The organism is Lacibacter luteus (genome assembly GCF_004118265.1).
Classification (GTDB): Bacteria; Bacteroidota; Bacteroidia; order Chitinophagales; family Chitinophagaceae; genus Lacibacter; species Lacibacter luteus.
The window spans coordinates 1,661,903-1,675,006 of the sequence record NZ_SDHW01000001.1 but is presented as its reverse complement, the minus strand read 5'-3'; the positions used below and the strand labels follow the sequence as shown (position 1 = coordinate 1,675,006).

The 13,104-nt window shown below is 41.2% G+C and carries 10 protein-coding genes and 1 tRNA gene; 8 read left to right on the top strand and 3 right to left on the bottom strand.

Annotation, left to right across the window (positions count from 1 at the left end; genetic code table 11):
- Window positions 1–120 precede the first annotated feature (120 nt).
- The 4 genes from ESA94_RS06610 to ESA94_RS06595 all read left to right on the top strand — a co-directional run bounded on the left by ESA94_RS06610 (window position 121) and on the right by ESA94_RS06595 (window position 5,273).
- Window positions 121–193: transfer RNA gene (locus tag ESA94_RS06610), tRNA-Lys, on the top strand.
- 65 nt (window positions 194–258) lie between these two features.
- Window positions 259–1,062, top strand: coding sequence for an SDR family oxidoreductase (locus ESA94_RS06605; RefSeq protein WP_129130035.1), 804 nt, complete (start codon window positions 259–261; stop codon window positions 1,060–1,062).
- Window positions 1,063–1,158: 96 nt separating this feature from the next.
- Complete coding sequence (locus tag ESA94_RS06600) at window positions 1,159–1,980, top strand: SAM hydrolase/SAM-dependent halogenase family protein (RefSeq protein ID WP_129130034.1); 822 nt, start codon at window positions 1,159–1,161, stop codon at window positions 1,978–1,980.
- Between the two features lie 197 nt (window positions 1,981–2,177).
- Window positions 2,178–5,273 carry a glycosyltransferase family 117 protein gene (locus tag ESA94_RS06595; protein WP_129130033.1) on the top strand — a complete coding sequence of 1,032 codons (3,096 nt, stop codon included), beginning with the start codon at window positions 2,178–2,180 and terminating at the stop codon, window positions 5,271–5,273.
- Between the two features lie 161 nt (window positions 5,274–5,434).
- Here ESA94_RS06595 and ESA94_RS06590 read toward each other — a convergent pair whose 3' ends face one another.
- The gene (locus ESA94_RS06590; RefSeq protein ID WP_129130032.1) at window positions 5,435–6,028 is read right to left on the bottom strand and encodes a hypothetical protein; all 594 of its coding nucleotides are present in this window, start codon (window positions 6,026–6,028) and stop codon (window positions 5,435–5,437) included.
- Between the two features lie 142 nt (window positions 6,029–6,170).
- On the opposite strand from ESA94_RS06590, the gene ESA94_RS06585 reads away from it, so the two are divergent.
- From ESA94_RS06585 to ESA94_RS06575, 3 genes are read left to right on the top strand one after another with little or no spacing between them, the layout of a single operon-like run.
- A complete protein-coding gene (locus ESA94_RS06585; RefSeq protein WP_129130031.1) occupies window positions 6,171–7,268 on the top strand; it encodes a vWA domain-containing protein in 1,098 nt (365 codons plus the stop codon).
- Window positions 7,269–7,326: 58 nt separating this feature from the next.
- Window positions 7,327–7,716, top strand: coding sequence for a GxxExxY protein (locus ESA94_RS06580; protein ID WP_129130030.1), 390 nt, complete (start codon window positions 7,327–7,329; stop codon window positions 7,714–7,716).
- Window positions 7,717–7,751: 35 nt separating this feature from the next.
- Window positions 7,752–9,278, top strand: a complete 1,527-nt coding sequence (locus ESA94_RS06575) for a MoxR family ATPase (protein ID WP_129130029.1) — start codon at window positions 7,752–7,754, stop codon at window positions 9,276–9,278.
- A 114-nt stretch (window positions 9,279–9,392) separates the two neighbouring features.
- Here ESA94_RS06575 and ESA94_RS06570 read toward each other — a convergent pair whose 3' ends face one another.
- A complete protein-coding gene (locus ESA94_RS06570) occupies window positions 9,393–10,400 on the bottom strand; it encodes a zinc-dependent peptidase (RefSeq protein ID WP_129130028.1) in 1,008 nt (335 codons plus the stop codon).
- A 1-nt stretch (window position 10,401) separates the two neighbouring features.
- Entirely contained in the window at window positions 10,402–11,598 is a 1,197-nt protein-coding gene (locus ESA94_RS06565) for a DUF2130 domain-containing protein (protein ID WP_129130027.1), read from the bottom strand.
- Between the two features lie 275 nt (window positions 11,599–11,873).
- On the opposite strand from ESA94_RS06565, the gene ESA94_RS06560 reads away from it, so the two are divergent.
- Window positions 11,874–13,100 (top strand): PAS domain-containing sensor histidine kinase, encoded by a 1,227-nt coding sequence (locus ESA94_RS06560; RefSeq protein WP_129130026.1) that lies wholly within the window; start codon window positions 11,874–11,876, stop codon window positions 13,098–13,100.
- Window positions 13,101–13,104: the final 4 nt, after the last annotated feature.

Here is a 13,104-nt window from a genome sequence, read left to right as displayed (position 1 = left end):
GGGTTTCAGAAGATTGAAACGTATCGTAAAGAAAAAAGTAAAAACATTTTAGTTTAAAAAATTTGGAGGCAACTGTAATTACCCTATTTTTGCACTCCCAAAAAAACGGAAACGTTTTGAGATTCCGTAGCTCAGTTGGTAGAGCACGACACTTTTAATGTTGGGGTCCTGGGTTCGAGTCCCAGCGGGATCACAGAAACAAAAGCCTCCACACGGAGGCTTTTCTGTTTGTACTACTTTTGCACTAAACGAATAAGCATGGATTTTAAGGATAAGGTTGTAGTAATTACAGGTGGCAGCGATGGTATTGGTAAAGCGCTGGTGGAATTGTTTTTAAGCAAGGGTGCAAAAGTGGCTACCTGTGGCAGAAACAACGATAAGCTTTATGCTTTACAACAGGAATTTGTTGGCAGGCCTTTGCATACGTTTGTTGCAGATGTTAGCAACGAACAGGATTGCAATCATTTTATTGCAACTGCAGTGAAAGCATTTGGCGGTATTGATATCCTCATCAACAACGCAGGACTTTCAATGCGTGCATTAATCATCGACTCCGAAACATCGGCATATAAACGTTTGATGGATGTAAACTTCTGGGGTACTGTTTATACAACCAAAGCTGCATTGCCATACATCATTCAACGCAAAGGAACAGTTGCAGGCATTTCATCCATTGTAGGCAACAGGGGTATACCCGGCCGTAGTGCTTATTCCGCATCTAAGTTTGCGATGCAGGGATGGTTAGAAGCATTGCGGGTTGAAATGAAAGATCATGATGTAAATGTATTGTGGGTATCGCCGGGCTTTATTGCAACCAAAATCCGCACTACTGCATTAAACGGCGAAGGCAAACCAATTGGCGAAACACCAATGGATGAATCGAAACTGATGAGTGCAGAAGACTGTGCTTTGCATATTTACAACGCCATTGCTAAACGTAAACGTGCTGTAGTACTTACGTTAACAGGCAAAGCAACTGTGTGGATGAGTAAGTTTTTACCAACACTTGCCGATAAATACATTCACAAGTTTTTCTTTAAGGAAGGAAAGCTGATTAAATAAAATTCTCCAGTAGGTTTGTGCCGTTGCAGATAAAATGAATGCTGCTTTCTGCAACCGATTATTGTTTATCTTTCGTTTCAACACGTTTACGCATCAATGGCTTTACTAACCCTCACATCAGACATCGGAGAGCAGGATTATCTTGCCGGGGCCGTAAAAGCAGTGTTGTTGCAACAGGATCCGTCGTTTCAGCTCATCGATATCACACACCAGCTTTCGCCGTTTAACGATCCTCAGGCTGCTTACATCATCCGCAATGCCACGAGGCTGTTTCCGCAAAACAGCTTTCATCTTATACTTGTAAATCTCTTTCAGTACCAACCCGATCATTTGCTGTTGGTGAAACATAACAACCAGCATTATCTTTTGGCCGATAACGGCCTTATCACCATGATACTGGAAGAAACACCAGAGCAGGTTGTTGCTTTACCGCTCGATAAAACAAAAGCACGCAACACGCTTGCCTGTGCTGAAGTGTTTGGTAAAGCAGTGCTGCAACTCTTAGCAGGTAAAAGTCTGCAAGAGGTTGGCGATGCATCAGTATCGATACAGGTGCGCAACCCTGTAAGACCCATTACCAACAGCCAGTACATTGAGGGGCAAATCATCTCTATCGATCATTTTGAAAACGTCATTGTCAACATTACACAGGAAGAGTTTGAAGCGCAACGCAAAGGCCGGCGTTTTAAAATTGTATTTAAACGGGATGAGGTGATCGACCGCATCAGCGAAACGTATGCAGATGTGCCTGAAGGGGAAAAGCTGGCCCTGTTTAATGCAGCCGGTTACCTGGAAGTTGCGATTAACAAAGGCAATGCAGCAGGGTTACTGGGTTTGCAGGGCTTCTCAGAAAAAAGTACCAGCCAGTATACGCAAAGCCGGTTGTTGTATCAAACAGTACGGGTTTATTTTGAATAAGCTTTTGCTCATTTTCGGTATTCTGTACAAGTGAGTGACACAACGAAGATGCGCATTGCTCGGTACGCTCATCAGCTAAAAAATCAATTGGTCAGTATCTGCTGTTAAAAGAACGTTGAAATAGTGGTTTATACACTCATCTCCTTATTTTTGCCTGCTTCCCGCCAAAGCGGGCCAATACTAAACCTAAGCTTCATATGAATTTTCAAAAGGTCAACAACATTACAGGCTGGATCATTGGTCTTATTTCCTGTGCAGTGTACGTGTTAACAATGGAACCCACCGGCAGTTTGTGGGATACGGGTGAGTTTATTTCCTGTGCTTACAAATTAGGCATTCCGCATCCTCCGGGTGCTCCGTTGTTTATTTTGCTCGGTCGTTTGTTTACATTGTTTACTCCCGGCGATGCAGCTATTGGTGTAAACCTGCTTTCTGCTTTGTCGAGTGGCTTCACGATTATGTTCCTGTTCTGGACCATTACACATTTCGGTCGCAGATTGGTACAAAAAGGAAACGAAGAAATACAGGGTGTGCAATTGTTTACCATTATGGCTGCAGGTGCAATTGGTGGTTTGGCGTATACCTTCAGCGATTCGTTTTGGTTTAGTGCAGTAGAAGGTGAAGTATATGCATTATCTTCTTTCTTTACAGCAGTTGTGTTCTGGATGATTTTGAAATGGGAACATGAAGATACACTTGCAGGTGATGATGATGTAAAACGCACTTCGGCAGAACGCTGGATTGTTTTGATCTTCTTTATGATGGGTTTAAGTATTGGTGTACACTTGTTAAACCTCTTAACCTTACCTGCAATTGTAATGGTGTATTATTTCCGCCGTTACAAACCTACATGGACTGGCGGAACAATTGCCTTCCTCATTGGTTGTGTTATTACAGGTCTTGTACAAAAAGCAGTTATTCAGTGGAGCATCAGTGGTGCAGGTTTGTTCGACCGCATTTTTGTTAACAGCTTTGGGTTACCATTCTTCTCCGGTTTTATTTTCTTCTTTGCGTTACTCGCTGTGTTGATCTGGTTCGGTTTGCGTTGGGCAAAAGAAAATCATTACCGTTTCTTACGTTTAGGTTTATGGTCGTTTGCATTTATGCTTATCGGCTATTCAGCATACATCACAACAATGATTCGTGCAAACGCCGATCCCGGTATTGATATGAACGATGTAAACAATCCTATTGCTTTGGTGAGTTATCTCAGCCGTGAGCAATATGGTGATGTGCCTTTATTAAAAGGACAAAAATTTACTTCGGAAGTTGAGGAATATGCCGAAGAAGGTGACAGCTATCAACGTGTTGGTGATAAATATGAAGCAACAGGAAAAAAACGCAAACCTGTTTATCCTGCCGATCAAACAATGGTATTCCCCCGTGTATGGGATGCAAGCAACGATCAGGGACACGCAGATTACTATGCACAATTTTTAAGCATTGGTAAAATGCGTGATCAGCAAGGCCGTATCAGCTACGAGCGTGATCCGAATATGGCTGATAACTTTAAGTTCTTCTTTGGTTACCAGGTAAACATTATGTACTTCCGTTACTTTATGTGGAATTTTGCCGGAAAGCAAAACGATGTACAGGGCTTGGGAGAACGCCGCAATGGTAACTGGATCAGTGGTATTTCATTTTTAGATAATGCACGTTTGGGTAACCAGAAATTAATGCCCGACAGCCTTAACGATAACAAAGCAAACAACAAGTATTACCTGCTGCCTTTCATACTCGGTATTATTGGTATTCTTTACCAGTATTCAAAACATAAGAAAGACACATTGATTGTTGGTTTGTTATTCTTCTTTACAGGCTTTGCAATTGTATTATATCTCAATCAGGCAGGTCCGCAACCACGTGAGCGTGATTATGCGTATGTAGGAAGCTTCTATGCTTTTGCTGTTTGGATTGGTCTTGGATTTATACAGGTAAAAGAATGGTTTGAAAAAGTAGTGAAGGGCGCTGCAGGTACATACCTTGCAGCTGCACTTTGTTTCCTTGCTGTGCCTTTCTTAATGGCACAACAAAACTGGGACGATCATGACCGTAGCAAGAAAACAATTGCTCCTGATCTTGCAACAAACTATCTGGAAAGCTGTGCACCTAATGCCATCCTGTTTACAGTTGGTGATAACGATACCTATCCTTTATGGTATGCGCAGGAAGTAAAAGGCATCCGTCCCGATGTGCGTGTGATCAACACCAGTTTATTAGGTACCGACTGGTATATTAATCAGCTTCGTTATAAAGTGAATGAAAGTGCCCCCATTGATGTAATCTGGAGCGAAGAACAGATTGCAGGTGATAAACGTAACGTGAGCTATTATATTCAGGTATCGCAAACAGACAGCAGCTACCACGATCTGTATAAAATGATGAAAGACCAGGTGGGTAGTGATGCAGAAACAAAAATGTATCGTTCACCACAAGGCGGCGAGTTGCTGAACTACTTCTTCAGTCAGCGTTTTTCTGTACCGGTAAACGAAGCATTTGTTCGTGAAAACAAAACAGTGAATGCTGGAGACAGCGTAGTAAAAGAATTGCGTTTCCAAGTTGGCAAACAATACCTCTTTAAAAACGATGCAGCGATCTTAAACATCATTGCAGCAAATAACTGGAAACGTCCGATCTACTTTACGCAACCTTATCAACTTGGTTTCGATGATTATCTGCGCCAGGATGGTTTAACCTTCCGCCTGGTACCTGTTGCAAATGCAAGAGCATCTGCCAATACCGAATGGATGTTTGATAAAGTGATGAAGACCTTTAAGTATGGTGGTGCACAAAAGGAGAATGTTTATTTTGACGAAGAGAACCGCAGGCACATGGTGAACATCCGCAATGCACATACCATTCTTGCAATGAATTTGCTTGCTGCAGGCCGCAAAGAAGATGCGAAGAAGGTATTGCAACGTGCAGACCAGATGATCAAGGATCAGAACGTACCATATGCATTGGCATCACGTTATGGTAACGATCATAATGAGAAGAGTTTCTACTTTGCACTAACTGCGTTTCAGGCAGGCGATGTTGAATTAGGTAAACGTATTATGGAAAAAGTGAAGAAAGATCTGCAGCAGCAGGTAACCTTCTACGAAAGTTATGTTGATGGCGATGGTACCACACCATCGGAATACGAATACCAGGTAGCAAAACAATTGATTGCAGGCATCGATCAGGCTATACAACAATATGTACAAGGTGTTAAACCACCGCAAGCAGATACGTTGCAAAGCAAAGAAGTGCCACAAACAATAAAGAATACAGCAGATACGCAGAAGAAATAAAAAAGAAACCCCGGTAAATCCGGGGTTTCTTTTTATGTATTAGTAGGAGTTGATTTTCTTATGTACTGCAAACTCAAAGTTTAATTGGCATCAAAGCAAAAGTTGAATAACAATAATTCAAAGCTCCAGTAATATTTGCAGCCGGGCACTCACTACTCGCCTCATCTTACTTTCACATATTCAGCTTCCAGCCCCTGCACCATCGATACCACATACCTTACAAACTTCGTGCTTTGTTTATCGATCTGTTTATCGAGCGAACGATACATACCGGTTGATGAAATACCCACCCGTTGAAACTGCACTGCTTCTCCAATGTCATCACTTAAAGTTGGCTGTAAACTTGTGCGTGCTGCCGGAATATATACCCAGCCAAAAGGCACAGCAAAACCTGTTGCAATTAATGTGGCAGCAGTACCAATACCTGCAACACTGATTGCGGTACCGATAATGTTTTCCTTCTTACCGATGAATTTTACACGCACTATTTTAAGATTGCAGCTTGTAGTTGCAGAACCACTGTTTAGCGAAAGCTTAAACGGATGTTCTTCGCTGTTGTACACTTCCACAAACTTGGTCATTTTTTTTAGTAGTGCTTGTCGGTATTCGTATTGCTGCACCAATTTAAGATCGAGCTGCAAATGCAATGTATCAATAGTTGCTTTTGGCTTCAACAGTAATTTTGGCTGACTGCACGATGTAATTACAAAGGCAAAGCAAAGCAGGCTAATGACAAAATGAACGGTGCGGTGCATGAACTTGTGTTTTTTCTGTTCGTAAAATAAACAAACGCCTGTAAAAACGGCAAGAACTTTTCGGGTTCGGTTTTTGTTATTTCTCCGTCATGCTTCGAAACCCGGAAAAGCAATTCGTGTTTTTGAAGTAAATTGTATAGTTATGATTGGACACTTTTTTTCAAAATACGATCCTGCGGAGAATGGAAAGTCGAAGTTTGAACAGTTGCTCGATCTGTTTACACAACTACTTACATATACCAGTGGCGATGTTGCCGAAGCATTGGATTGGCTCAACCAGCTCGATCGTAAATTTCAACTCACCAACGATGAGTATGGCATCGGTGATTTTATTGAAGATCTGAAGCAGCAGGGCTATCTCGATGAAAATGCTGCAACCGGAGAATTTAAGATCACTGCAAAAACTGAACAGACCATCCGCAAACAATCGCTGGAAGAAATTTTCGGCAAGCTCAAGAAAACAAAACAAGGCAATCATCAAACCTTTAAGCCGGGACAAGGCGATGAACTAAATCCGGAGACGAGGCCTTTCCAGTTTGGCGATACTTTGGAGCAGATTGATTTTACCAACTCCATCCGAAATGCACAGATCAATCATGGCATTGATAGTTTTATGATGCGGGAGGATGATCTGGAAATTCGTGAAACGGATTTTAAAACACAAACATCAACGGTGTTGATGATCGATATTTCGCATTCGATGATTTTGTATGGCGAAGACAGAATTACTCCGGCTAAAAAAGTAGCGATGGCGTTGAGCGAATTGATTCAAACAAAATATCCGAAAGACACATTGGATATTGTGGTGTTTGGTAACGATGCATGGCCTATTGAAGTAAAAGATCTGCCTTATCTGCAGGTTGGGCCTTATCATACCAACACAGTTGCGGGTTTAGAACTGGCAATGGATATTCTTCGCAGAAGAAGAAATCCCAACAAACAGATTTTTATGATCACCGATGGAAAACCTACTTGTTTAAAGATCGGTAAGAAATATTACAAGAACAGTTTTGGTTTGGACAGAAAAGTGGTGAACCGTTGTATTAATCTTGCTGCACAATGTAAAAAGCTTAAGATACCCATTACCACTTTTATGATTGCTACCGATCCTTACCTGCAAAAATTTGTACAGGAGTTTACCGAAATGAATAACGGGAAAGCATTCTTTGCATCACTTGATAAACTAGGCGCATTTATTTTTAAAGATTTTGAAAGCGGAAAAAGGAAGACGGTATTTTAACGCCTTGTAGGTTGTCAGGTGCCGGGAAGGAGGGAAGACGGAAAGTAAAATTGCTACTATGTATATTTTGACTGATCATGAAAATTACCTCTGCGGAGAAATTGTTGATTGTGCTTATAAAGTACATAAACAGTTAGGTCCGGGATTGCTTGAAAAAATTTATGAAGCATGCTTTTGCTATGAGTTGGAGAAAAAGAATATTCCTTATCAACGACAGGTTCAACTCCCGTTTTTTTATGATGGGATAAGATTTGATGAAGGGCTGCGGATGGATGTATTGGTTGATGAAACAATCATTTGCGAAATGAAAGCAATTGATATTGTAAACAAAGTTTGGGAAGCTCAAATCATCAGTCACTTGAAACTAACTACTTTAAACGTAGGGTTTTTAATAAACTTTAATACAGCACTGATAAAAGACGGAATCAGGCGCTATTGTGTAGAATAATGCGGGAGCTTTCCGTCTTCCCGCCTTACAGGCAAATGAACAATATAAAAACATTAGGCGAGTTAAAGAAAAGCGACTATCAATCAAAAAGCATTAAAGAAGAAGTAAGGCAAAACTTAATTGCAAAACTGAAACAGAACGAAAATGTTTTTCATGGCATCTTGGGTTATGAGGATTCGGTAATTCCGGATGTGGAGCGTGCCTTGTTATCACGACACAATATTTTGTTTTTGGGTTTACGTGGACAGGCAAAAACAAGAATGGCCCGTTTAATGACGGAGCTGCTCGATGATTATATTCCCATTGTTGCAGGCAGCGAAGTACACGATGATCCTTTTCATCCTGTATCGCATTACGCAAAAGAATTGATCAATGAAAAAGGTGATGATACACCGATCAGCTGGGTACACCGTTCGCAACGTTATGGCGAAAAACTGGCAACACCCGATGTAAGTGTGGCGGATTTGATCGGCGATATCGACCCCATTAAAGCAGCAAATATGAAACTGAGTTTTGCCGATGAACGTGTGATCCACTACGGCATTATTCCACGCAGCAACCGTTGTGTATTTGTAATTAACGAAATACCCGATCTGCAGGCACGCATACAGGTTTCACTGTTCAATATTCTGGAAGAAGGTGATGTGCAGATACGTGGATTTAAACTGCGTTTACCGCTCGATATTTTATTTGTGTTTACAGCTAACCCCGAAGATTATACCAATCGTGGTTCCATTGTAACACCGCTCAAGGATCGTATTGAAAGCCAGATATTAACGCACTATCCAAAAACAATTGAAACAGGATTGGCCATTACCGAACAGGAAGCGGTTATTCATCCCGAACAGGAAAAAATTGTAGACATCAGCGATTTACTGAAACGGATTGTTGAGCAGGTTGCATTTGAAGCACGCAGCAGTGAGTATGTAGATAAGAAAAGTGGTGTTAGTGCAAGGCTTACGATTTCGGCGTATGAAAACCTTGTAAGCACGGCCGAGCTGCGTGCCCTTCAAAACAAAGAAAAGAAAACACAGGTGTGGATGAGTGATCTCATAGGTGTTATTCCTTCTATTACCGGTAAAATTGAACTGGTGTACGAAGGTGAACAGGAAGGTCCGTACCAGGTTGCTTTTCATTTGTTGGATAAAGCCATTCGTGCACAGTTTCTGCAATACTTTCCCAATCCCGAACAGGTGAAGAAACAACGCAGAGGCGATACTGCAACCGATAATCCGTACAAGTCTATCACTAATTGGTTCGATAAAGGAAACAAGCTCACATTGCTGATGAATACAAAAGACGAAGAGAAAATTCAGCAGCTGTATAGTGTGGATGGTTTGTATCCGTTGGTGAAAAAATATTTTAAAGGCGCCAACGAACAACAATCGGCGTTGCTGATGGAGTTTGTGTTGCATGGACTTTCAGCTTATTCGCTCATCAGTAAAAAAGTAGTGGAAGGCCGTATTGAGTTTAACGATCTTGTTGGCAGCATGATCAATCTTGGCCCAACTGCACACGATGATGATGATGCAGAAGATTACAGCGATGAGGATTTCAATTAATCAACGATCACTATAAAGCAAAAACGGAATGCATTTGCATTCCGTTTTTTAGCAGGTAATTATGCTGTTTAAAATTTTATGATCAATAGAAATACTGACGTAATAAAGCAACTGTTATGCAGCTAAAGGATCCTGGTTAAGAACCACACAAATAGCATCGTATAATTTTGGATACTGCAGTTTAAGTAAAACCGGTCTTTCAAAAAACAACTCAACCGAAGTTGCCCAGAATTCATTTTTATTCTTCAGTGCATTATCATCGAACAGGCGATTGCTTTTTAAACGTTCGCTCTGTTGCACTTCATCATCAAGCCGGTCGTAATGTTCATAATCTTCTTTAAAGTCGTTCATGCGGTTGGGCTTTCGAAAAAGATATTGCACTTGTAATGCATGTGCCATTTCGTGCAGGCCAACATTTTTTCCGTCGCTTGGGTTTTGGTAATCCTGCAGAAAATGTTTCCACGATAGTGTAATGATATTATCCTGTACGTTACCAACTAAAACCCGCAACGGTTCGTAAGCAAAATATTCTTCGGGATGAATGACCACAGTAGAAAAATGCGGTAACAGGTAATCGTCTAACCCAAAAGTTATCTGCACAGCAGATGCTGAAATAAGAATGGGCATTTCCTTATACGCAACCGGAGCATAAATGTAAAAATCTTTACTGCGGATAAATTTTTTCAAACGTTCAATAAACAACTGTTGATTGTTTGCTGAAAGCTTATTGTAATAAGGGTTGTATTTATCGCAAACTTTATGCAGTTCATCGGTGGAAAAATGCAACTCTTTTCCCTTGTACACATAGCAGGAGGTAGATGAAGAATTGTCGGTATAGTCTGCATCGTAAGCCAAGGGAGTAGAATCTCTGTATTGTTCTTTTTTAAGATCTTTTACAACACGGTAAATAATAAGAATCATAACGCCAATAAACCAGAAGAAAGCAAATGAAAAACCATTTTCTCCTGTTTCGGTTGATGATTTAAAAGATGATTCTATCAGTCTCCGTTCTTCCGGGCCGCCTTTTACAGAATCGGGTAACAGATCGTATTCTTCAAGAGAATAGATCGTGTACGACGAATCTTTAAAGGTGAGAACAATGGGGGTAGGGTCTTGCGGCATTTTAATCGTCGGTTAACAGATCGCTTGAATCTTCCAGCAGATTAATGTTTACATCGCTGCCTGCAATACCTTCAACCGAGCCACGTATATGTGCTGCGTTGAGTAATACTTTTTCCAATTGTTTTTCCCGTTGCTTCCAGAGTTTTTCCATTGCATCACGCTCTTTCTGAATGGAAATTTTCATACTCATAAATCCTTCACGAATGGCTTTCCATTGCTCCGCAAATTCATTACCGGTTAAGTAATCGTAGAGCATCTGCATTTTTTCGCCTTTGTTTTCCTGGCCTTTGGTTGCCTGTGCAATACGTACAATCCCATCACGCAAAACATGCGTTAATGCTTTTACTTCGGCAAAGCTGCAGATCCATACACCATCTTTTTCACCAAAGCGGTCGAAACCTTTTGGCATTGCCTGCGTAACAATCACCGCAATATCGGCTGCCTGGCTACGCATATCGGCTTTCAGTTTTTCAATCCATTGTTCCGAAAAATCTTTGGTGCGTTTGCTTTCAAAAATGATCTTGCCACATTCCTGTCCAAACTTATTGCGAACAACTAGTAAACAGTCTGCACCCTTTACTCCTTTACCAACTTCTTCAATAGAATCGTACGGAAACGATTGACGAAGCAGATCTTCCAGCAACAACTCCTGCACCTCACCCTGCAACTGCATTGATCCCTGTTCGGCTTTGCGTTTCATTTCTTCTGCCAGTTTTTTCTGGTCTTCCAGTTGCTTTTCCATTTCTTTCAACCGCAACTGGTATTCGGTTTCTTTGGCAGCAATGCGTTGTTCTTCCAGCTTGCGAATTTCGCCGCTGAGTTTCTCCCGTTCTTCCTGTATTTTTTTTTGAACCGACAGTTCCAGCTCAGCTTCTTTATTTTTCAGCTCCTGTTCACGTTTTAATATTTCAACCTGTTGCTGCCTTGCTTCTTTCAGTTTTTCTTCATTGTCTTTGTTACTTTGTTCCAGCAGGCGAAGTTTGTTTTCAAAATCGGAAGCAATGTTTTTACGGATATATTCTTCGGTTTCTTTTTGTGTTTTCTTTTTTTCTTCCAGTAACTGTGCATCAAATTTTTGCTGTTGTTGTTTTTGCCATTCGGTCATTTTTGTACGCAGTTCTTTCTGCACTTCTTCACGAATGCTGTCGGTTGGCTCAAACTCATGGCCACAGTTAGGACATTTTATTTCGGTTGACATATATTATGGTTCAAAATGTAAATAAAAACAGGCATCCGGATGTGCGTCCTGTTTGCTGGTAGCGGCAAGCAAGTGACAGTGCTGATAAAGCCCGCCATCTGTGCTGCTGAAAAAGAGTGATGCCATCCGAAATCCCGGACAAATTAATTAAATAAATCAGTAAAGAAAGCAGCAGTAAAAACAAAAACTCCCTTCGTAATCAGTACCTTTACAGGATTAAGAAAAGTGCCTCACCCGGATATTTTTAAACACTAAGTACAGACAGAACATATCGTATGCAGTCTATTGCCGAAGCAAAACTTTTTCAAACACTGTTCGATCATGCCAGCATTGGAATTATTCTTGTAAACGCCGAAGCCACAATTATATCGGTTAATCAATTCGGTGTTGCACAGTTTGGATACGGATCGAAAGACGAAATTCTTGGTCAAAAAATAGAGTTACTTATTCCGGCACGTTTCCACCACCGCCATGTACGCCAACGTGAGCATTATATGCACGAGCCCAAAAGCAGGCCAATGGGTATCGGGCTCGATCTGTTTGCCATAAAAAAAGATGGCAGCGAATTTCCGGTAGAAGTGAGCCTGGGTAATTACGAAGTAGAAAATGAGTTTTTTGTAGTTGCATTTGTAAACGATATTACAGCCCGCAAAAAAGCTGAGCATGCGTTATTACAATTGAATGAGGAGTTGGAACAAAAAGTAGAGGCCCGTACAATATCGCTGCAGGAAACGGTGCATATACTAAACGAGAAGATCGAAGAAATTGAAGAAAAAGATAAAGACCTGCGTGCCGCTTTAAGCAAAGAACGGGAGCTGGGCGAACTGAAGTCGAGATTTGTTTCGGTGGCTTCGCATGAATTTCGCACACCCTTGAGCACTGTTCTTTCATCGGTTTACCTGTTACAGAAATATACCAGCAGCGAAGATCAGCCTAAGAGGGAAAAACATATTCAGCGGATCATTTCCTCGGTAAACCTGCTGACAGATATCCTGAACGATTTTCTCAACGTAGGAAAAATTGAAGAAGGAAAAATTCAGGCACGTTTCAGCCAGTTCGACCTGGAGAAAAATTTATCCGACACCATTTCCGAAATGCAGTCGATGTGTAAAGTAGGCCAGCGCATTTCTTATATACATACCGGCAATAAGCAGGTTGAACTTGATCCCGGCATGTTTAAGCACATCAGCCTCAACCTGCTTTCAAACGCAATCAAATTTTCACCGGAGAACAGTGAAATTGTTCTTGCAACAACTGTAACCGGCAGTACAATTGAAATGCGTATAAAGGATAGCGGTATTGGTATTTCGCAGGAAGATCAGGAACATTTGTTCGAGCGCTTTTTCCGTGCGGCGAATGCCATTAACATACAAGGCACCGGTTTAGGTTTGCACATTGTATCGAAATATGCCGATCTGATGAATGGAAAAATCGTTTGCAACAGCGAAGCCGATAAAGGCACCGAATTTATTATTACTTTTCAGAAACGTTCTGCACAATAAAAAA

Excerpts from the sequence above, each read along its gene's own strand:
- ESA94_RS06605 (WP_129130035.1), top strand. The coding sequence starts at position 259 with ATGGATTTTAAGGATAAGGTTGTAGTAATTACAGGTGGCAGCGATGGT.
- ESA94_RS06600 (WP_129130034.1), top strand. The coding sequence starts at position 1,159 with ATGGCTTTACTAACCCTCACATCAGACATCGGAGAGCAGGATTATCTT.
- ESA94_RS06595 (WP_129130033.1), top strand. The coding sequence starts at position 2,178 with ATGAATTTTCAAAAGGTCAACAACATTACAGGCTGGATCATTGGTCTT.
- ESA94_RS06590 (WP_129130032.1), bottom strand. The coding sequence starts at position 6,028 with ATGCACCGCACCGTTCATTTTGTCATTAGCCTGCTTTGCTTTGCCTTT.
- ESA94_RS06585 (WP_129130031.1), top strand. The coding sequence starts at position 6,171 with ATGATTGGACACTTTTTTTCAAAATACGATCCTGCGGAGAATGGAAAG.
- ESA94_RS06580 (WP_129130030.1), top strand. The coding sequence starts at position 7,327 with ATGTATATTTTGACTGATCATGAAAATTACCTCTGCGGAGAAATTGTT.
- ESA94_RS06575 (WP_129130029.1), top strand. The coding sequence starts at position 7,752 with ATGAACAATATAAAAACATTAGGCGAGTTAAAGAAAAGCGACTATCAA.
- ESA94_RS06570 (WP_129130028.1), bottom strand. The coding sequence starts at position 10,400 with ATGCCGCAAGACCCTACCCCCATTGTTCTCACCTTTAAAGATTCGTCG.
- ESA94_RS06565 (WP_129130027.1), bottom strand. The coding sequence starts at position 11,598 with ATGTCAACCGAAATAAAATGTCCTAACTGTGGCCATGAGTTTGAGCCA.
- ESA94_RS06560 (WP_129130026.1), top strand. The coding sequence starts at position 11,874 with ATGCAGTCTATTGCCGAAGCAAAACTTTTTCAAACACTGTTCGATCAT.